16 protein-coding genes are annotated in these 18,219 nt (G+C 65.2%); 10 read left to right on the top strand and 6 right to left on the bottom strand.

The window, feature by feature from the left end; all coding sequences use genetic code 11:
• Nucleotides 1–29 precede the first annotated feature (29 nt).
• Together FG486_RS07735 and FG486_RS07730 are read left to right on the top strand one after the other, a co-directional pair.
• Nucleotides 30–1,748: a class I adenylate-forming enzyme family protein gene (locus FG486_RS07735; protein WP_181267132.1), complete on the top strand. Its 1,719-nt coding sequence runs from the start codon at nucleotides 30–32 to the stop codon at nucleotides 1,746–1,748.
• Between the two features lie 31 nt (nucleotides 1,749–1,779).
• Complete coding sequence (locus FG486_RS07730; RefSeq protein WP_181267131.1) at nucleotides 1,780–4,521, top strand: [protein-PII] uridylyltransferase; 2,742 nt, start codon at nucleotides 1,780–1,782, stop codon at nucleotides 4,519–4,521.
• On the opposite strand, the gene FG486_RS07725 is transcribed toward FG486_RS07730, so the two are convergent.
• Both FG486_RS07725 and FG486_RS07720 read right to left on the bottom strand, forming a co-directional pair.
• Entirely contained in the window at nucleotides 4,518–4,787 is a 270-nt protein-coding gene (locus FG486_RS07725; RefSeq protein ID WP_060980312.1) for a hypothetical protein, read from the bottom strand. The genes FG486_RS07730 and FG486_RS07725 overlap by 4 nt on opposite strands.
• An 84-nt stretch (nucleotides 4,788–4,871) precedes the next feature.
• The gene (locus FG486_RS07720; protein ID WP_181267130.1) at nucleotides 4,872–6,182 is read right to left on the bottom strand and encodes an adenylate/guanylate cyclase domain-containing protein; all 1,311 of its coding nucleotides are present in this window, start codon (nucleotides 6,180–6,182) and stop codon (nucleotides 4,872–4,874) included.
• A 113-nt stretch (nucleotides 6,183–6,295) separates the two neighbouring features.
• On the opposite strand from FG486_RS07720, the gene FG486_RS07715 reads away from it, so the two are divergent.
• The 5 genes from FG486_RS07715 (at nucleotide 6,296) to FG486_RS07695 (ending at nucleotide 11,066) form a co-directional block, all read left to right on the top strand.
• Nucleotides 6,296–7,468, top strand: a complete 1,173-nt coding sequence (locus tag FG486_RS07715; protein ID WP_181267129.1) for an acyl-CoA dehydrogenase family protein — start codon at nucleotides 6,296–6,298, stop codon at nucleotides 7,466–7,468.
• Nucleotides 7,469–7,577: 109 nt separating this feature from the next.
• On the top strand, nucleotides 7,578–8,591 hold the full coding sequence (locus FG486_RS07710; RefSeq protein ID WP_066282263.1) for a hypothetical protein: 1,014 nt from the start codon (nucleotides 7,578–7,580) through the stop codon (nucleotides 8,589–8,591).
• A gap of 101 nt (nucleotides 8,592–8,692) precedes the next feature.
• Nucleotides 8,693–9,934, top strand: a complete 1,242-nt coding sequence (locus FG486_RS07705; protein WP_194249869.1) for a hypothetical protein — start codon at nucleotides 8,693–8,695, stop codon at nucleotides 9,932–9,934.
• Between the two features lie 74 nt (nucleotides 9,935–10,008).
• Nucleotides 10,009–10,650, top strand: coding sequence for a glutathione S-transferase family protein (locus tag FG486_RS07700; protein WP_181267128.1), 642 nt, complete (start codon nucleotides 10,009–10,011; stop codon nucleotides 10,648–10,650).
• A complete protein-coding gene (locus FG486_RS07695) occupies nucleotides 10,647–11,066 on the top strand; it encodes a GFA family protein (RefSeq protein ID WP_181267127.1) in 420 nt (139 codons plus the stop codon). Before FG486_RS07700 ends, FG486_RS07695 begins: the two co-directional genes overlap by 4 nt.
• 140 nt (nucleotides 11,067–11,206) lie before the next feature.
• Here FG486_RS07695 and FG486_RS07690 read toward each other — a convergent pair whose 3' ends face one another.
• The gene (locus FG486_RS07690) at nucleotides 11,207–11,824 is read right to left on the bottom strand and encodes an ankyrin repeat domain-containing protein (protein ID WP_231750143.1); all 618 of its coding nucleotides are present in this window, start codon (nucleotides 11,822–11,824) and stop codon (nucleotides 11,207–11,209) included.
• Between the two features lie 120 nt (nucleotides 11,825–11,944).
• Here FG486_RS07690 and FG486_RS07685 point away from each other — a divergent pair, with 120 nt between their 5' ends.
• From FG486_RS07685 to FG486_RS07675, 3 genes are read left to right on the top strand one after another with little or no spacing between them, the layout of a single operon-like run.
• A complete protein-coding gene (locus FG486_RS07685) occupies nucleotides 11,945–12,556 on the top strand; it encodes an SCO family protein (RefSeq protein ID WP_181267126.1) in 612 nt (203 codons plus the stop codon).
• Entirely contained in the window at nucleotides 12,544–12,981 is a 438-nt protein-coding gene (locus FG486_RS07680) for a YcgN family cysteine cluster protein (protein WP_181267125.1), read from the top strand. The genes FG486_RS07685 and FG486_RS07680 overlap by 13 nt, the downstream gene beginning before the upstream one ends.
• Nucleotides 12,982–12,994: 13 nt before the next feature.
• Nucleotides 12,995–13,738 (top strand): M48 family metallopeptidase, encoded by a 744-nt coding sequence (locus FG486_RS07675; protein WP_181267124.1) that lies wholly within the window; start codon nucleotides 12,995–12,997, stop codon nucleotides 13,736–13,738.
• A 142-nt stretch (nucleotides 13,739–13,880) separates the two neighbouring features.
• Here FG486_RS07675 and FG486_RS07670 read toward each other — a convergent pair whose 3' ends face one another.
• From FG486_RS07670 to FG486_RS07660, 3 genes are all read right to left on the bottom strand, one after another.
• The gene (locus FG486_RS07670) at nucleotides 13,881–14,180 is read right to left on the bottom strand and encodes a type II toxin-antitoxin system RelE/ParE family toxin (protein ID WP_181267123.1); all 300 of its coding nucleotides are present in this window, start codon (nucleotides 14,178–14,180) and stop codon (nucleotides 13,881–13,883) included.
• Nucleotides 14,180–14,428 carry a CopG family ribbon-helix-helix protein gene (locus tag FG486_RS07665; protein ID WP_241695657.1) on the bottom strand — a complete coding sequence of 83 codons (249 nt, stop codon included), beginning with the start codon at nucleotides 14,426–14,428 and terminating at the stop codon, nucleotides 14,180–14,182. Before FG486_RS07665 ends, FG486_RS07670 begins: the two co-directional genes overlap by 1 nt.
• Before the next feature lie 72 nt (nucleotides 14,429–14,500).
• Nucleotides 14,501–18,190 carry an SDR family oxidoreductase gene (locus FG486_RS07660; RefSeq protein ID WP_181267121.1) on the bottom strand — a complete coding sequence of 1,230 codons (3,690 nt, stop codon included), beginning with the start codon at nucleotides 18,188–18,190 and terminating at the stop codon, nucleotides 14,501–14,503.
• Nucleotides 18,191–18,219: the final 29 nt, after the last annotated feature.

Here is an 18,219-nt window from a genome sequence, read left to right as displayed (position 1 = left end):
CAAGCACAAGCGAAAGAGGAGAGATTTTGATGGCGACCGAGCTGGACCAGATGATGGATGAAGCCATCCAGGCGCTGACCGGCGAAGGAGGGATGCTCCCGCTGACGACATTCGAGAAATACGGCCAGAAACTGCCCATGATCGAGTCGGCCCCGCCTGCGCTGTCGCATTTCTTTGCCTATTTCTGCATGCAGCATGCCGATGCCGAGTTTCTGGTCGATGGCGAGACGCGCCTGACCTTCGGCCAGAGCTATGCCGCCGCGCGCCATGTCGCCGCTGCGCTGGTCGCGGGCCATGGCATCAAGAAGGGCGACCGGGTGGGCATTGCCGCGCGCAACTCGGCCAACTGGATCATCGCCTATATGGGCATATTGATGGCGGGCGGCGTCGCGACGCTCCTGAACGGCTGGTGGCAGGGCCCCGAACTGTGCGCCGGGATCACCGATGTCGATTGCACGCTGGTGCTTGCCGATGATCGCTGCGCAAAGCGGATCGCCGAATGCGGGGCTACCGGCAATGCCCGCGTGGTCGTGATCAGCCATGACGGTCCGCCCGAAAAGGGGCTGGCATCGGTGCTCGAAGCCGGCGGCGATGCCGCCACCGAACTGCCCGAACTGACCGGCGACGATCTTGCGACCATATTGTTCACCTCGGGTTCGACCGGCCAGTCCAAGGGGGCCTATTCCGACCATCGCGGCGTGGTCCAGGGCGTGTTCAGCTATGTCGCGCAGACGCTGATGGCCTTGAACATCGTCACCCGCCAGGGCAAGCCGCCCGAAGGCCAGCCCGCGACGCTGCTCAACGTGCCGCTCTTCCACGTCACCGCCGAGGTGCCGGTGCTGTTGCAGAGCTTCGTCATCGGGCGCAAGCTCGTGTTGATGCCCAAATGGGATGCCGAAGAGGCGATGCGGCTGATCGAGAAGGAGAAGATCAGCTATTTCGTCGGCGTTCCGCTGATGAGCTACGAGATCGCACAGCACCCCAATCGCGACAAGTACGACCTCAAGACCTGCGTCACCTTTGCCGCAGGCGGCGCGCCGCGTCCGGTCGAGCATGTCAAGCGCATCAAGGAGACGATGGACTGGGCCTTCCCGATCCTGGGCTATGGCCTCACCGAGACCAACGGCGTGGGCTGCGGCAATTTCAACGAGAATTACATGGCCAAGCCCGACAGCACCGGCCAGGCCTCGCGTCCGCTGGTGGACCTTGCGATCCTCGACGATAATGGCCACCCGCTGCCCCAGGGCCAGGTGGGCGAGGTCGCGATCCGCTCGGTCGCCAATTTCCTCGGTTACTGGAACAACGAGGCGGCAACGAAGGCCGCGATCATGCCCGATGGCTATTTCCGCACCGGCGACCTCGGCTATCTCGACGCCGACGGCTATCTGTTCATCGTCGACCGCAAGAAGGACATCATCATCCGCGGCGGCGAGAATATCAGCTGTGTCGAGGTGGAATCGGCGATCTACGCGCATCCCGACATTGCCGAGGCGAGCGTGTTCGGCATTCCCGACGAGCGCTTTGGCGAGATCGTCGGCGCGGTCTATGTGGTGCGCGAAGGCGCCAGCCTGAACGACGAGCAGCTCACCGAGTTCCTTGCGGGCCAGCTTGCCGCATTCAAGGTGCCCGCGCGGCTGTGGCAGAGCGCCGAGGCGCTGCCGCGCCTGGGCACCGCCAAGATCGACAAGGTCAGCTTGCGCAAATCCTATCAGGCCGCCGCCAAGGCCGAAGCGGGAGCCGCCACCTGACCTTAACCTTGCGCCTGTATCGCTGCTTGCCATGAACCCCGTTGCCAACCAGCGCGCGATCATCGATCGCCGTGCGCTCGATGCGCGCATTGCCGAGTTCGCCGCCGAACTCGGCGACAAGGCGCGCATGCCCGTCGTCACGATCCTGCGCGAGGCGCTGGCGGCGGGGCGCGCGGAGATCGCCGCGCGGCTGCATGCCAATCCGGCGGCGGGGCACGATTGCGCGGCGGCGCAGTCGTTCCTGATCGACCAGATCGTGCGGCTGATCCACGATTATGTCGTGCGCTTCCAGTACCCGGTCGCCAATCACAGCGCGGGCGAGCATTTCTGCATCGCGGCGGTGGGCGGCTATGGCCGGGGCGAGATGGCCCCGCACAGCGATGTCGACATCGCCTTCCTCACCCCGCTGCGCAAGAACAGCTGGACCGAGCAGGCGATCGAGGCGATGCTCTACATGATGTGGGACCTCGGCCTCAAGGTCGGGCATTCCAGCCGCTCGATCGACGAGATGGTCCGCCAGGCGCGCAGCGACCTCACCATCCGCACCGCATTGCTCGAAGGGCGCTATGTCTGGGGCGATCAGGACATCTATCGCGAGGCCTCGGTGCGCTTCGGGAAGGATGTCGTTACCGGCACCGCGCGCGACTTCGTGGCGCAGAAGCTCGAGGAGCGCGACCAGCGGCACAAGCGCATGGGCGACAGCCGCTATGTCGTCGAACCCAATGTCAAGGACGGCAAGGGCGGCCTGCGCGACCTGCACACGCTCTACTGGATCGGCAAGTATATCCACCAAGTGCGCTCGGCCGCCGAGTTGGTCGATGCCGGCCTGTTGACCATGACCGAATATCGCGGGTTTCGTCGCTCGGCCAATTTCCTCTGGGCGGTGCGCTGCCATCTGCACGACATTACCGGGCGCGCCGAAGACCGGCTCACCTTCGACCTGCAGCGCGAGGTTGCGACGCGGATGCGCTTTGCCGATCGGCCGGGCAAGTCGGCGGTCGAGCGGTTCATGCAGTATTTCTTCCTCAACGCCAAACGCGTCGGTGACCTCACCGGCGTGTTCCTCGCGCAGCTCGACGACCAGTTCGCCGCGCGCGACCGACGCTTCATCCCCTCGATCCTGCGGCGGCGTCCACGCAAGCTTTCGGGCTTCATTCTCGATCGTGGGCGGCTGGCTTTGCCTCGGCCCGATTTCTTCCGCGAAGACCCGGTGCGGCTGATCGAGATCTTCCAGCTTGCCGACCGGCACAAGGTCGAGATCCACCCCAGCGCGATGCGGCAGGCGAGCATGGATGCGCATCTGATCGACCGGCATGTCCGCGCCGATCCGCGCGCCAACTCGCTGTTCATGGACGTGCTGTGCAGCCCGCGCGATCCCGAGCTGGTGCTGCGCTGGATGAACGAGGCAACCGTGTTCGGCCGTTTCGTGCCCGATTTCGGCCGCGTCGTGGCGCAGATGCAGTTCGACATGTATCACCATTATACGGTGGACGAGCATTCGATCCGCGCGATCGGGCTGCTGGCGAAGATCGAGTCGGGCGAGCTCAAGCAGGACCATCCGCTCGCCTATGACGTGATGCAGAAACTGATCAGCCGCCGCGTGCTGTTCGTCGCCACGCTGCTGCACGATATCGCCAAGGGGCGGCGCGGCGACCACAGCGTGCTGGGTGCCGAGGTCGCGATGAAGCTGTGCCCGCGGCTGGGCATGACCGAGGCGGAGACCGAGCAGGTCGCCTGGCTGGTGCGCTATCACCTGCTGATGTCGGCCACCGCGTTCAAGCGCGACCTCACCGATTACAAGACCATCGCCGATTTTGCCGCCATGGTGCAGAGCCCCGAGCGCCTGAAACTGCTGCTGGTGCTGACCGTGGTCGATATCCGCGCGGTGGGTCCGGGCATCTGGAACAGCTGGAAGCGCCAGCTGCTGGGCACACTGTTCGAATCGACCGAGGAGGTGCTGCGGCTGGGCCACAAGCAGCATGGCCGGCGCGAACGCGTGATCGCCAAGCAGGATGCGGCGCGCGCCGCGCTCGGCATCGACGAGGGCCGCTTCGTCCAGCTCGCGCGCAAGCTCGACGATGCATACTGGATCGCCGAGCCCGAGGACATCATCGCACAGAATCTGCAGCTGATCGATGCGCATGACAGCGAACCGCTGACCGTGGCGGCCGAATTCTATCCCGCGCGCGGCGCCACGCTGGTGACGGTAAGCGCGGCGGACCATCCCGGGCTTTTCTACCGCATCGCGGGCGGCATCCATCTTGCCGGCGGCAACATCATCGACGCGCGCATCCACACTCGGCGCGACGGCATGGCGCTCGACAATTTCCTGGTGCAGGACCCGCTGGGCCGTCCGTTCATGGAGGAAAGCCAGATCGCGCGGCTCAAGACCGCGATCGCCGATGCGCTGGCCAACCGCGTCGCGCTGACCCCCCGGCTGATTGCCCGGCCCGTCGCCCGGCCACGCGCCGAGGCCTTCAGCATCGCCCCCAATGTGCTGGTCGACAACAAGGCGTCAAACCGTTTCACCGTGGTCGAGGTCAACGCGCTCGACCGGCCGGCGCTGCTCAACCGCCTCGCCTTTGCGCTGTTCGACCTGAAATGCATCGTCCATTCGGCGCATGTCGCGACCTATGGCGAACGCGCGGTCGACACCTTCTATGTCACCGATCTGCTGGGCGACAAGATCGACAGCAAGTCGCGGCTGAAGACGCTGGAAAAACGGCTGCTGGCTGCCGCCTCGCCCGACAGCGAGCAGGCGGTCGCCGCCTAGATTTTCCCGGTGAGGATCGCCCAGCCGGCAAGGCCGTTCATGCCAGTATAGACGATATAGGCAGGCAGCGCGATCGTGTAGCCCAGTGCCGCGAAGCTGAGCGCCGACAGCAGGATCAGATATTCGAGCATGTAGCTGCCATAGCCGCGCATGAAGCCCTGGAACAGCGCGCGCATCTGCACGGCCATGGGGTGCGCCGATTCCATCGTCGCGCGGTGGAGCGCAAAGTTGATGATGCCGCAAAAGACGATGAGAATGGTTGCCATGGCGTTAAACTAACGCCAATCGCACCCGCCATGAAAGCCCTGAATTGCGGCTGGACGATTTCGGGACGCCCCGCCCGCGAAGCGTTAAATCGCGAGGCGGATAATCTCGGCGCCGGGCTGTTCCCTGGCCAGCCGGAAGACGGGCACTTCGCCGACACCCTTGAGCGTGATCTTTTCGGGCAGCTCGAAATGGCGGTCGCCGCGCCCGCGCAGCCAGGTGGTCTCGGACACCGCAATGCCATCGGGATGCGCGGTGCCCTCGATCCGGGCGGCGATGTTCATCGTCTCGCCCCAATAGTCATAGGCCATGCGCGTCTCGCCGATCACACCGCCGACCACCGGGCCGGTATGGATGCCGACGCGGATGTGCAGGTCGATGCCGGTCGCGGCGCGCAGGGCGGGAAGCCCGGCGATGACCGCCTCGCCGAAGCGGATCGCGGCATCGGCGCTGTTGTGCGACGGGCTGTTGCCGCCGCTGATTGCGAGATACGCGTCGCCGATGGTCTTGACCTTTTCCACCCCGGTCTCGGCCGCGCACTTGTCGGCGAGCAGGAAGAAGGCGTTGAGCAGATCGACCAGATGCCCCGGCGAAATCCGCCGTGACAGGTCGGAAAAGCCGCAAATGTCGATGAACACCACCGAGACATCGGGATAGGCATCGGCCACCACCTGTCCAGCCTTAAGCCGTTCGGCCACCGCAGGCGGCAGCACGTTGAACAGCAGTTCCTCGGTCTTGGCCTTTTCCGCCGAGAGCGCATCGGACAGCAGGAAGCTCTGCCGGTGCGCCTGGCCGACCGACCAGTTGAGCAGCACCATCACCGACGCGCTGGTGATATAGGTCATCGTGCCATAGATTACCGGCACGATCGAGCTGCCGGTTTCGACCATCACGGTGAAATACACCGCCGCATGCGAGGCCAGCCAGGCCGCGAACCAGCGTGTCTGCCCAGCAAAGGCGATCGCGGCAAAGGCCATGACGATCAGGCCGTTGATCGCGATCGGGGCATGCAGTTGCACATGCTCGCGGTGCATTTCCTCAAACAGCAGCGCGTTTTCCGCCATGATGAGAAAGGCAATGCCCAATAGGCTGGCAAAGTCGATGATCGGCTTGCCCGCATAGCCGCGCCAGAAGGTCGCCCCGGCAAAGCCCGCCAGGATCGCGAGCGTCGGCAGCAGCAACACCGAGAATTTGAGCTCGTCGGCGCGCGAGAAATAGAGCGGATTGACCAGCGCATAGCCGATCAGCATCGCCGCGAGAAAGCCCGCAAACAGCCGCATGTGGACCACGCGCGCCTGGCGTTCGCCGGTGACGAAGCGCGCTTCGAGCGCGGAATCAAGAAAGCGCCCGGTGCCCGAGCGCGCTATTTCCAGCCTGTTTGCGTCCTGCTGCATCATGGGTCCCTCTGCCCTGGCGGCCCGGCCATCGCCCTTCCGATTAACATCGAGGAATTGACAAAGCTGTAACGGGCTCGGAATTTCGGCTGCAACGACACGAAGGGGAGGATGATTTGACCGATTTCGACAGCTGGCGCGCGCGCTCGCCTTTTTACGACGACAGCCATGAGGCGCTGGCGCAATCGGTCCGCCGCTTCGTCGCGCGCGAGATCGCGCCGCATATCGATCAATGGGAGGCCGATGGCGAGCTGCCGCGCGAGCTGCACCGCAAGGCAGCCGAGGCCGGCATCCTCGGCCTGCGCTACCCCGAACAATATGGCGGGCATTCGGACGGCTTCGATATCTTCCATGGCCTCACCCAGACCGAGGAGCTGGCGGCCGTCGGCGCCGGTGGGCTTTCGGCCTCGCTGATGACGCACGGCATCGGCCTGCCGCCGGTGCTGGCGCTGGGCAGCGAGGCGCTGAAGCAGCGCGTCGCCCCGCCGGTGCTCCAGGGCGAGAAAATCATCGCACTCGGCATTACCGAGCCTTCGGGCGGCTCGGACGTCGCCAATCTCAAGACCCGCGCCGAGCGCGTGGGCGACCATTATGTCGTCAACGGCTCCAAGATGTTCATCACCTCAGGGATGCGCGCCGACTGGCTGACCTGCGCGGTGCGCACCGGAGGTGCTGGCGCGGGCGGCATATCGCTGCTGCTGATCGAGATGGACGCGCCCGGCGTCACTCGCACCCGGCTCGACAAGATGGGCTGGCGCTGCTCGGACACCGCCGCCATCTATTTCGAGGATGTGAAGGTACCGTCGGAGAACCTGATCGGGCCGGAAAATGGCGGCTTCATCGGCATCATGCGCAATTTCAACAGCGAGCGGCTTGGCATGGCGATGGGCTGCTGCGCCTATGCGCGGGTGTGCCTGAAGGAAGCGGCGGAATGGGCGCAGAGCCGCGAGACCTTCGGCAAGCCGCTGGTCAAGCACCAGTCGATCCGCATCAAGCTGGCCGACATGGCGCGCCGCATCGCCGCGACTCAGGCCTGGGTCGATCAGTGCGCCTGGGCGGTCGAGAACGGCCGCGACCAGCCGGCGGATTTCGCGATGCTCAAGGTGCAGGCGACGCAGATGCTCGAGCATGTCGCGCGCGAGGCCGCGCAGATCCTGGGCGGGGCGAGCTATATCACCGGATCGAAGGTCGAGCGCATCTATCGCGAGGTCCGCGTCAACGCAATCGGCGGCGGATCGGAGGAGATCATGCTCGACCTCGCCGGACGGCAGCTGTTCGGCGGGAAATGATCGGAAATGGAGGGGGTTGGGGATCAACCTGCTCCATAACCGAGCGGCAAGCGCTGGTGAAATTGGCCCGAAATGCGTCCAATAGCATCTCCTTGGGGCAGGTGGCGCTATGGCCGTATTTTCCGATCAGAGTTTGATCGCGCGAACCTATTACGAAACCATGCGCGGACGTTTCGCAGCCTATTATCCACCCGAAACCTCGGGCGAGGTCGAAATGAATCCTGTCCGCATGCAGAAGGCGGAAATGGCCAGGATCATCACCCAGGAATTCGAGGACCTGGATCCCTTGAAAGGGGCAAATCCATCCCTGGGTCAGTTGTTCAAGATCGAGATCGACTTGCTGTCCCTGATCCCGGAAGTCGCCCTTCGAGAGCAGTTCTGGACTATCGAGAACCGTTTCAGGCGGGTGGTCCCCGGCAGCATGGCGGACGCATTCATCGACAGCCTCGAAGATGACCGGCCTGCAAACGCTGGTGGGGAGGTGCTGCTTCAGCGCGCACGCGCTTTGCTCGGCGTGATCCACAGCAATTACGAAGTCAATTTCAACCGTGAACTTCTAATCCGGCGCTTGATGTTCATCGTGTCGGCGCTTGCCTTGGTCCTCATCGCCATCTCCGCTGCGACCGCGACTGCTGTCGTTCCCCGGATAGCCCAGCAAGCCTTGCTGCTGATTACCATCGTCGGGATGGCGGGAGGCATGATCTCCACCATACAGCGGCTGCAGAAGGCGACGTCTCGCGACGCCATGGTGGATGACGGCATCTTCGAACTGATCAGCCTGCGCGTAGGATGGCTCAGCATCATCATGTCTATCGGCATTGGCGGGATCTCGGCGCTGTTCGTCTATGCTCTGATCTCAGCCGGGCTGCTCGACACGCTAATCCCGCAATTGGCCGGTATGCCAACCGACCAGAATGTGCTGCCTCCGGTTTGCGTGCTAGGCAAGAACTGCTCCCATTGGGCGGATCAAACCTATCAGGCACTTGGCCTTTCCACCCGTGCCGACCTGTTCAAGCTCATGGTCTATGCCTTTGTGGCAGGATTTGCAGAGAGATTCGTGCCCGATGCCATCAACAAGCTGGCAAAGAGCGCGTTTCCGCCGACGACATTGCCGATCGGCTGACATCCTATGACCCAGCGCACTGCGCGTAGGACTCCCTGAAACTACAGGATGATGCTATCAGGCGACTCGCCTGCATGTCCTTGTTTTACCGGGAGTCCATCATGCCCTTGCCCGCGCGTCGTTCCGCCGTGTTCAGCCTGTCCGTCGCCGCGATCGCGGTCCTGGTCGCCAGCCCGGTCAGCAGCCAGCAGGCAGCCAGCCCCATCGCGCGATACGACATGGATGTCGGCACCGTCACGGGCCTCGCCGCAATGGGCAGCGGCATGGGCGCAGGGCTTTCGATGATGTTCGGCGGCGGCGGCAACAAGCAGGCGCACGAGCTGATCCTGCGGCTGGGTTCTTCCAGCGCTCCAGCGGGCGGCGCGCCCAAGGCCGATCATTTCATGCCCGCCGTCGCCAAGCTTGGCGCATCGGTCCCGCTGGTCAGCCCCAAGCCGGGAACGCGCACCGATGTGCCCGAGCAATTGCCCAAGGACTTCCAGCGCCCCAAGGGCCGTCTGCTGATCTATTGGGGCTGCGGCGCCAAGGCAGGTCCCGGCCAGCCGGTGGTGATCGATTTCGCCAAGCTGACGGCGGGCCAGGTGCCGCCCGACCTGTTCGCAGGCGCGATGCCGGTCGACCGCAGCGTCACCGCGGGCAACAGCCGCACCTATGGCGAATGGCCCAATGCCGAAACGCGCAAGCTGCTGAGCAGTGACAGCTCGCTGCTCGGCGAGCATCGCGTCGCGGGCAATTTTTCGCCCGAGATCAAGTTCGCGCTGGCGCAGGATTTCATGCCCGCGATCACCGGCAAGTCCTCGCCGCTGGCAGGGGGCGCGACGCAGATCAGCTGGAACAGCGTCGCCAATGCCACCGGCTATTATGCCTGGGTGATGACCGCCAAGGCGAACAGCAAGGGCGAGTTCCAGGACATGGTCTGGTGGTCGTCCTCGGCCTCGCGCCAGTTCGGCGGCGCCTTGTGGGACTGGATCGCGCCTGCGCAGGTGGCGAAGCTGATCCAGCAGCAGGTCGTCATGCCGCCATCGCAGACCAGTTGCACCGTGCCCGCCGAGGTGACCGCAGCGGGCGGCGAGTTCGCGCTGGGCAACCTCTATGCCTATGGGCCTGAGGCGAATTTCGCCTATCCGCCGCGTCCCGCCAATGCGAAGACGCCGTGGAAGCCCGAATGGACGGCACGCGTGCGCTATCGCTCCAACTCGATGTGGCTGCTCAACGGCCCGGACATGGACGCGATGATGCGCGGCGGCGACAGCAGCGAAGCCGAACCGCCGAAGAAAAAGAAAAAGTGCAAGGGTGGCCTTGGCGGGCTGCTCGGCGCGGTGGTCACCGGCGAGGGCTGCTAACCCGGCTTGGAGCGCGCCCGTGTTCCTGCTATGTTCCAGCTGCGACCTCGAGTCGGAACAAAGGGGATGAAGCCATGAGCGAGTTGATATTCTACACCAACCCTATGTCGCGCGGGCAGATCGCCCGCTGGATGCTGGAAGAGTTGGGCGCGCCGTACGAGCAGCGCATCGTGCAATACGGGCCCGAGATGAAGGGGCCGGATTACCGGGCGATCAACCCGATGGGCAAGGTCCCCGCGATTGTCCACGATGGCAAGGTCATCACCGAATGCGCCGCGATCTGCGCCTATCTGGCCGAGGCCTTTCCCGAGGCCGGGCTGGCGCCGACGGCCGAGGAGCGCGCGGATTATTATCGCTGGATGTTCTTCGGCGCGGGACCGCTTGAACAGGCGATCATCAACCATGCGATGAAATGGGAGAGCCCCGAGGACAAGCAGGCGATGCTCGGCTATGGCAGCTACGAGCTTGCCGTCGAGACTCTCGCCGGGTGGCTGGCGGATCGCGACTATGTCTGCGGCGACCGGTTTACCGCAGCCGATGTCTATGTCGGCGCGCAGGTCGACTGGGGCCAGGCGTTCGGGACGCTTCCCCCTCATCCGGTATTCGCCGCCTATGCCGAACGGTTGCGCGCGCGCCCGGCCTATCAGCGGGGCAAGGCGATCGACAACGAACTGATCGCCAAGGCCAAGGCCGAAGCCGAAGGAGCCAGCGCATGACCCGGCAGGAAGGCGGATGCCATTGCGGCGCGGTGCGCTTTGCCGTCGACGCCCCGGGCGAGCAGGACGAACCGGCACGCACCGCCTTGTGCCATTGCACCGATTGCCGCCGCTGCGCCGGAGCACCTGCCGTCGGCTGGACCGCGGTGGCGAGCACGACCTTTCACCTGCTGAAGGGCACGCCTGCCGTCTATCATTCGTCCGAGACTGCCGAGCGCAGCTTCTGTCCGAATTGCGGAACGGGGCTGTTCTACGTCAACGAGGCGGTGCTGCCTGGCCTGGTCGATATTCAGACCGCGACCTTCGACGATCCCGATGCCTTTCCGGCGATGGCGCATATCCAGACGGCCGACCGCATCGGCTGGATGAAAAGCGCGCACGAACTGCCCGAATTCGAGCGGTTTCCGGAAGGGTAAATTCCTCCCCGAGCTTGTCTCGGGGAGGGGGACCGCCGACCGCAGGTCGGTGGTGGAGGGGAAGCGGGTTCGCGCTTCCCTTCGAAATGGGCTCTATCCCGCCGCCCCTCCCCGAGACAAGCTCGGGGAGGATTGGAAACTTACCCCGTCGGGCCGAACACCTTGGGCGCGCCGGTGCCTGCCTTGCGGTCCTTGTCGCTGGCGGTAATCGCCTCGAGAATCTGCGGATTGCGAAAATCGCCATTGGCATAATCGCGCGCCGACTGGCCCGCGATCGTGTCCTGCTTGTCCGGGTTTGCACCGTTCTTGAGCAGCAGCCGGACCATGGCGAGGTCGCGCAGCTGCACCGCGCGGATCAGCGCGGTCTCACCCGAATTGTTGGTGGCATCGACCTGGGCCTTGCGGCCAAGCAGCGTTTCGGCACCGTCCACAAAGCGCAGGTTGGTTGCCAGCATCAGCGGCGTCACCCCGTTCTTGTCGCGCGCATTGGGGTTCGCCCCGCGCTGGAGCAGAAAACCCATCCAGGTAAGGTCGCGTCGCGCGGTGACGATGTGCAGCGCGGTCTCGCCGCTGGTAATGTCCTTGGTGTTGACGATGGTGCTGCCCGGCTCGTTGAGCATCTGCGTCGCCTTGTCGCCATCGCGCTCGCGCACCGCCTTGAGGAAATTGTAGCTGTCCGAAAACTGGGCCTGGGCAGCAACGGGGAAGAGCAGCGCAAAGGCCAGAACTGCCGACCACAGGCGCGAAAAACGGTTCATTCGGGGTGTCACAGGGTCCATGATCCTTGATATGCTGGCATCGGGAACGCGGCCAGTGGAGCTGCCGACCGCAATGCCCCCTTGAAAGCGCCTGCATAGCAGAGCAGAGACGAACCTGTCATGAACAAATCCCTTTTTCCCGCCCTCGCCGCCGCGCTCGCCCTGGTGCTTCCGCTGTCCCTGACCGCGTGCGACAGCACTGCTACCAAGCCCGAAGCCCCGCTCGAGGGCGCGAAGATCGGCGGGCCGTTCACGCTCACCGACCAGGACGGCAAGCCGGTGAAAGACACCGATTTCGCCGGCAAGTTCCGCATCATCTATTTCGGCTACAGCTATTGCCCCGATGTGTGCCCGGTCGACCTGCAGAAGGTCGCCGCCGGTTTCGCGAAGTTCGAAAAGGACCAGCCCGAGCGCGCCAAGCAGATCCAGCCGATCTTCATCACCATCGATCCCGAGCGCGATACGCCTGCGGTGCTCAAGCAGTATGTCGGCGCCTTTCACCCGCGGCTGATCGGCCTCACCGGCACCCCTGAGCAGATCAAGGCGGTCGCGGACGCGTATCTCGTCATGTACAAGGCGCAGAAGCCCGCCGGCGCGGACCCCAAGGCCTATCTGGTCGACCACAGCCGCCAGGCCTATCTCATGGGCAAGCAGGGCGAGCCGATTGCATTGCTGCCCTATGACGAAGATCCGCAAGCGATCGCCGCCGAAATCGACAAATGGACCAGCTGACCCCGTTCTGGGAGCAGCCGCTGGCGAGCCTCGACCGCGCGCAATGGGAGGCCTTGTGCGACGGTTGCGGCAAATGCTGCCTTCACAAGGTGGAGGATGAGGATACGGGGCATATCTACCCCACCAATGTCGCCTGCCGCCTGCTCGACACGCGCACCGCGCGCTGTTCCGACTACCGTCACCGCCGCGCGCTGGTGCCCGATTGCCTGCGGCTGACCCAAGGCAATGTCGGCTCGATCGCCTGGTTGCCCTCGACCTGCGCCTATCGCCTGCGCGCCGACGGCCTGCCGTTGCCCGATTGGCACCATCTGAAGACCGGAAGCCTGGCGGCGATGCACGCGGGCGGCCATTCGGTGATCGGCCGGGTGATTTCCGAGGTGCATGCAGGCCCCATCGAGAACCATATCATCGAGGAAGAACTGTGAGGGCGAGCGGCCGATGCCGATAGCCCGCCTTCTGCTGCGCAGACCCGACGCGCCCGAAGCCCCGCAGCGGCTGACGATCAACGGCCGCGATTATGCGCTCGTCATCCGCCGCCATCCGCGTGCGCGTACGATCCGGCTGCGCACCGATCCGGCCAAGGGCGCGCTGCTGCTGACCTTGCCGCGCCACGCGCGGCTCGGCGAGGGGCTCGCCTTCGCCCGCACCCAGGTCGATTGGATCGAGGCGAGCTTCGCGCACGCCGGCACCGCGACGCCGATCGAACCGGGCGCGGTCCTTCCCTTTCGGGGGACACCGCACCGGATCGACTGGGAGGCCGCGCATGGCCGCACGGTGGTCGCCGCCGATGGCGTCATCCGGCTGGGCGGCGCGCGCGATTCGGTCGAACCGCGCCTCACCCGCTGGCTCAAGGCCGAGGCCAAGAGGCTCTGCGCCGCCGATCTTGCCGATTATTGCGCCCGCGCGGGCGTCGCGACACCATCGCTTGCCCTGAGCAGCGCCGCGCGCCGCTGGGGGAGCTGCTCGGCCAATGGCACGATCCGCATCAACTGGCGGCTGATCCTCGCGCCGGACCTGGTCCGCCGCTCGGTCGTCGCGCACGAGGTCGCGCACCTCAAGCACATGAACCACAGCCCCGACTTCTACGCCTGGCTCGACCACCTGTTCGAAGGCGACCGCAAGTCCGCCGACCGCTGGCTGAAAGCGCACGGACGCGGGCTGTATCTGGTGGGCGGGGGTTGAGACCGCGACTTTTCGCGACCATCGGCGCACAGATCCCTCGACTTCGCACGGGAACTCGGACCCTTGACGGGGCACCTTACCCCTTCCGTTTTTCCCGAGCGACGCCGAGGGACGGCACGTTTCCAGGATGATGCCGCCGCAGCTAGCCTGGCGACTCATCCTCGCGCCAGTCGCGCGATGTGTGGATGACGCGCAGGATGGCCACTGTCCGGCCATTGTCTGCCAGGGTATAGGCAATGATATAGGGAAACCGCTGCACCGATTTTTCGTACGTGCCGATGATCCGGCCCGGATGGCCGGTGGAAAATTCTCCCAATTGCTCGCCAGTCCTGTGAATGGCACGGCCCACTCTTTCCGCCGCGTCCGGATCATCATCGGCAAAATAACGGATCGCCGCGAGATAATCGGCCCTCGCGCGTTCTGACCAGACCACCCGCCGCATCAGCGCTTTGTTCTGGCCTCGCGAGCTTGCGCGATAATGGCCTCGGCCTCTGCGACGACCTGTTCATGCGGGACGACGCGGCCGGCATCCACATCGGCCAGGCCCTGCTGGATGCCTTCGATAATCTCAAGCTCCCGATCCACATAAGCCGACAGTGCAGCCGCGGCGAGATAGGAGCGGCTGCGGTCGGTACCCTTGGCCAGGCGAGAGAGCTTGTCGCTGACGTCCAGTGGCAACCGGATCGTCATGGTTGTGCTACTCATGAGTCCCCTCGTGTGTTCAATTGTACACAAGCTAGCACAACCATGGGTCGATCACAATCACACCGTCATCGACGTACCCCTGTAGATCCGCGCTCTGTACCGCGAATCCTGCGCGTCGGGCAGCGGGGCGCCGACCAGCAGGACCGCGCGGGCGAAGCGCTTGAGCTCTTCCTGGTGCTCCACCGCATTGCGCGGTTCTTCGGAGCGGACGCGGCGGGTAAGGTTGATCTGGTTGGTCGGAACATCGTGCACCAGCCGCTCGTTTTCCACCGCCAGTGTCGCGGTGAACGCGTGCAGCGTCGTCTTGACGAAATTGGCGAGCGCGAACGCCGGGCCGCTCTGGCCGAAGGGCACGTCGGGCGAGACCAGCACCAGCTGGCAGCCGTCATAGAGCGAGGCCTTGCGCGAGACGCGGAAATGCTGGGTAAGGTTCTCCTCGCACAGCGTGCGGAATTCCTCGGGCTCGAGCATCGCACCATCCTCGAACAGCCGGTCGGGCAGGCCCGCCATCGGGGTCGAGACGACCGTGGTGGGACGACCGAAATCGGTCAGCGCCTGGTCCATCGCGCTTTCGACATCCGCGCCGCACACGCGCACGGTAACCTTGTCGGCAATCTCCTGGTCGAGCAGGGCAAGGACGCTCGCGCCGCCCGCCTCGCTGCGGGTGAGCAGCACCATCCGCGCGACGCCCAGCCCGCCGATCAGATGGTTGGCGGTCTCGGCGATATAATCGGCCAGATGCTCGCCGATCACCCACACGGTCTTGCCCTTCATCTGCTCGAGCCGCTCCTGCTTGGGGCTGCCGAACATCTCGCGCTCGGTGTACGAGCGTTCGACGCTGAGCCCGCCCGAGGGCATGAAGGTCTCGCCGCTCACCGCGCGGTCGGCAAGGTAGAAGACGGTGGCCTGCGCGACCTCGCTCTCCTTGGGCATCGCGCCCAGGTGCAGCTGCGACAGCACGCCGCGCCCGACCTTGTCCGCCTCCTTGCCGATGCGCTCCTGCGGCAGGTACGGCATGTCGTCGGGCGGCAGGGCCAGCAGCCAGCCGGTGCGGCCCTCGGCGCTCGCGCTGCGCTGCTGCCATTCGTCATGCGCGAGCAGATAGCCCGCCGAGGCGAGCCGCATCAGCAGGCGCCCGGCAATATCGGGGGTGAGCAGATAGCGGTCCCAGGTGCAGATGCCGTCGCCCTCGCGCGCGAGTTCGAGGCACAATAGCCTCAGCGGATCGGGGGTCGAGCGGTCGTGGCTGAGATAGCCGGTATCGTTGCGCGCGAGACGCCCGAGAACATGCGTCACCTCCGCGCCCTCGCGGATCGATTCGATCACCGCGGCATAGATGGCATTGAGCCGCTTGTTCTCGAGGATCAGGCGCGCACGCCGCAGGAACAGGCCGGGCTTGCCACCGGTGCCGGACAAGCGGTCCCCATCGACCGGGCCGGGCGCGATCGCGTTGACCTGGATCTCGGGGCCGAGAAAGCGCGAGAAGCTTTCCACCATCGCGCGCTGCCCGGCCTTGGACACCGCGTAATCGGCGCGGTTGGGATAGGCGACGGCGAGGAACTTCTCGCCGCCGAAATAGCTCGACACGTTGAGGATATAGCCCGAACCCTGCCGCTTCATGATCGGCACGACATAATGCATCAGCAGATAGTTGCTGATGAGGTTCGCGTCCAAGGTCCAGCGCCACATGTCGAGGCTCATGTCGATGACCATGTCCTCTGCGCCTGCGACGCCGGCATTGTTGATCAGATAATCGATGCGCCCGAACTCGGCCATGGTGGCATCAGCGGCGCGGCGCAGCGAATCGAAATCGCTGACATCGACATCGGCCATGATCTTCACCCGGCGCTCGACCCCGGCAAAGCCGACATCCTGCAACTCGCCGACGATGCGTTCGCGCGCGGCCTCGAGCTCGCTGGCGCGGCGCGCGACCATCATGACTTTCGCCCCGGCGAGCGCGAGCAACCGCGCGACCTGGCCGCCGATCCCGGCCGAACCGCCGGTGATCATCGCCACTTTGCCCAGATGCAGCCCGGTGATGTTCTCGGCAAAGCCCAGCATCGCCCGGCGCGCGCCCGTCTCCTCGCCGATATTGGCGGGGAGATAGAGCGAGGTTTCGGTGATCTTCTGTTCCTTGAAGACGATGCGCGTCGCGTGCCCTGCGGCAAAGCGCGTGTTCTCGTCCTCCTCGTTGGTGTAGCGCACGATCTGGTTGCCCCAGGCGGCGCGCTTCTGGCGGCGCTGCGCGAAATCGACGCGCGATTCGTCGCGCCAGATGGTGATGAGCTGCGCGACCGCGGCGGTGAGGATGCGGCCCGCCTTGTTGCCCTTGCCATCGCTGGGCCCCGACATGAACACGAAGCGCGGGTCCTGCATCAGGTCGGTGCATGTCTTCCAGTAGCGGCGCAACGTGCGCGCGACCGCGATGGTGCCGGTGAGCTCGATATCGATCAGCGCATCGACCTCGGCATCGCTTGCTTCGACCAGCGAATTGCCGAAATGGCCTGCGGGTTTGACCGGCAGCACGATCGCGCTGTGGATCGCGCCATGCGCATCCGAATAGGCGCGGATCGCCGCCTCCATCCCGTCGGGCTCGGCGCGGTTGAAGCGCATGATCGTGAGGCCTTCTTCGGCCCCCTGCGCCTTTACCCGCGCCTCGGCCTGCGCGACATCGACCTGGCGCGTCATGCCCAGCAATACGCGCGCACCGCACGCCGCCTGGATCTTGGCCATGTCGAGCGCGTCTTCCCAAGCCTCGCCCGCCGCGATCAGCACGGTGAGCCCTGCGCCGTCCAATGAGCGCATCGACGGTCGCGTCATATAGGTCGAGCGCGAATCCTTGCGCACCTGCATGCCGTGGGTCACGTCGATCTCGTTGCCGTTGAGCGCCGCCGATTCATCGCTGGCGAGGAACAGGCACGCATCGGCAATATCGCCCGGAACCGGCAAGGTCTTCTGTTTCGGCGCATCGCCGATCGCGCGTTCGAGCGTCATCCGGCCCATGAAATGGTTCGCGGTGGTGTTTTCCGGCTCGCCCTGCAGCGCGTCCATCGCCGCGAAGACGGTGCGGATGCGCTCGCTCTCGATCGGACCGGGAAAGACGGTGTTGACGCGGATGCCGTGTGCACCGAGCTCCTTGGCCAGCTCCTGGCTCAGCGCATTCAATGCCGCCTTGGGCACGACATAGGCGGTGCGCCCATAATAGCGGGTGTGCGAGAAGATGGTCGAGATGTTCACGACCGAGCCGCCCACCGGCATGATCGGGGCTGCCGCGCGCGTCAGGTTCCAGCTGACGCCGAGCAGGTTGCGCATCGCATCGGCGACGGTCTCGCTATCGCCATTGGCCTCCATCTCGGCGCGGGTCAGCGGCACATTCTCGAGTGTCTGGCGCGGCCCGGCCGAACCCGCATTGTTGACCAGCACGTCGATCCGGCCGAGCGCCTGCTTGACCTGATCGATCCCGGCGCGCACCGAATCCGGATCGGCACCATCGAGGATCACGGTGAACACCCGCGCTTCCTCCACCCCGGTCTCGTCGAGCAGCGCCTGCTTCGCCGCCGCCAGCCGCTCCGCCGTGCGCCCGGTCATCACCAGGGTCGCGCCCTCGGCGATGAAGCGGCGGATGATCGCGCCGCCCAGATTGCCCGCAGCCCCGGTGACCAGCGCCACCTTGCCCGCCAGCCTGCCGGTCGCCGCCTTGCCGCCCGCCGGGTCCACCTTGGCCCCCTTGCCCTTGCCTGCCGTCATCTCATGTCTCTCCTGCAACGCCGGACCAG

The sequence above is a fragment of the Blastomonas ursincola genome, assembly GCF_013607875.1.
Classification (GTDB): Bacteria; Pseudomonadota; Alphaproteobacteria; order Sphingomonadales; family Sphingomonadaceae; genus Blastomonas; species Blastomonas ursincola.
Note: the sequence above shows the minus strand (reverse complement) of the source record. Positions and strands in the feature narration are given on the sequence as shown.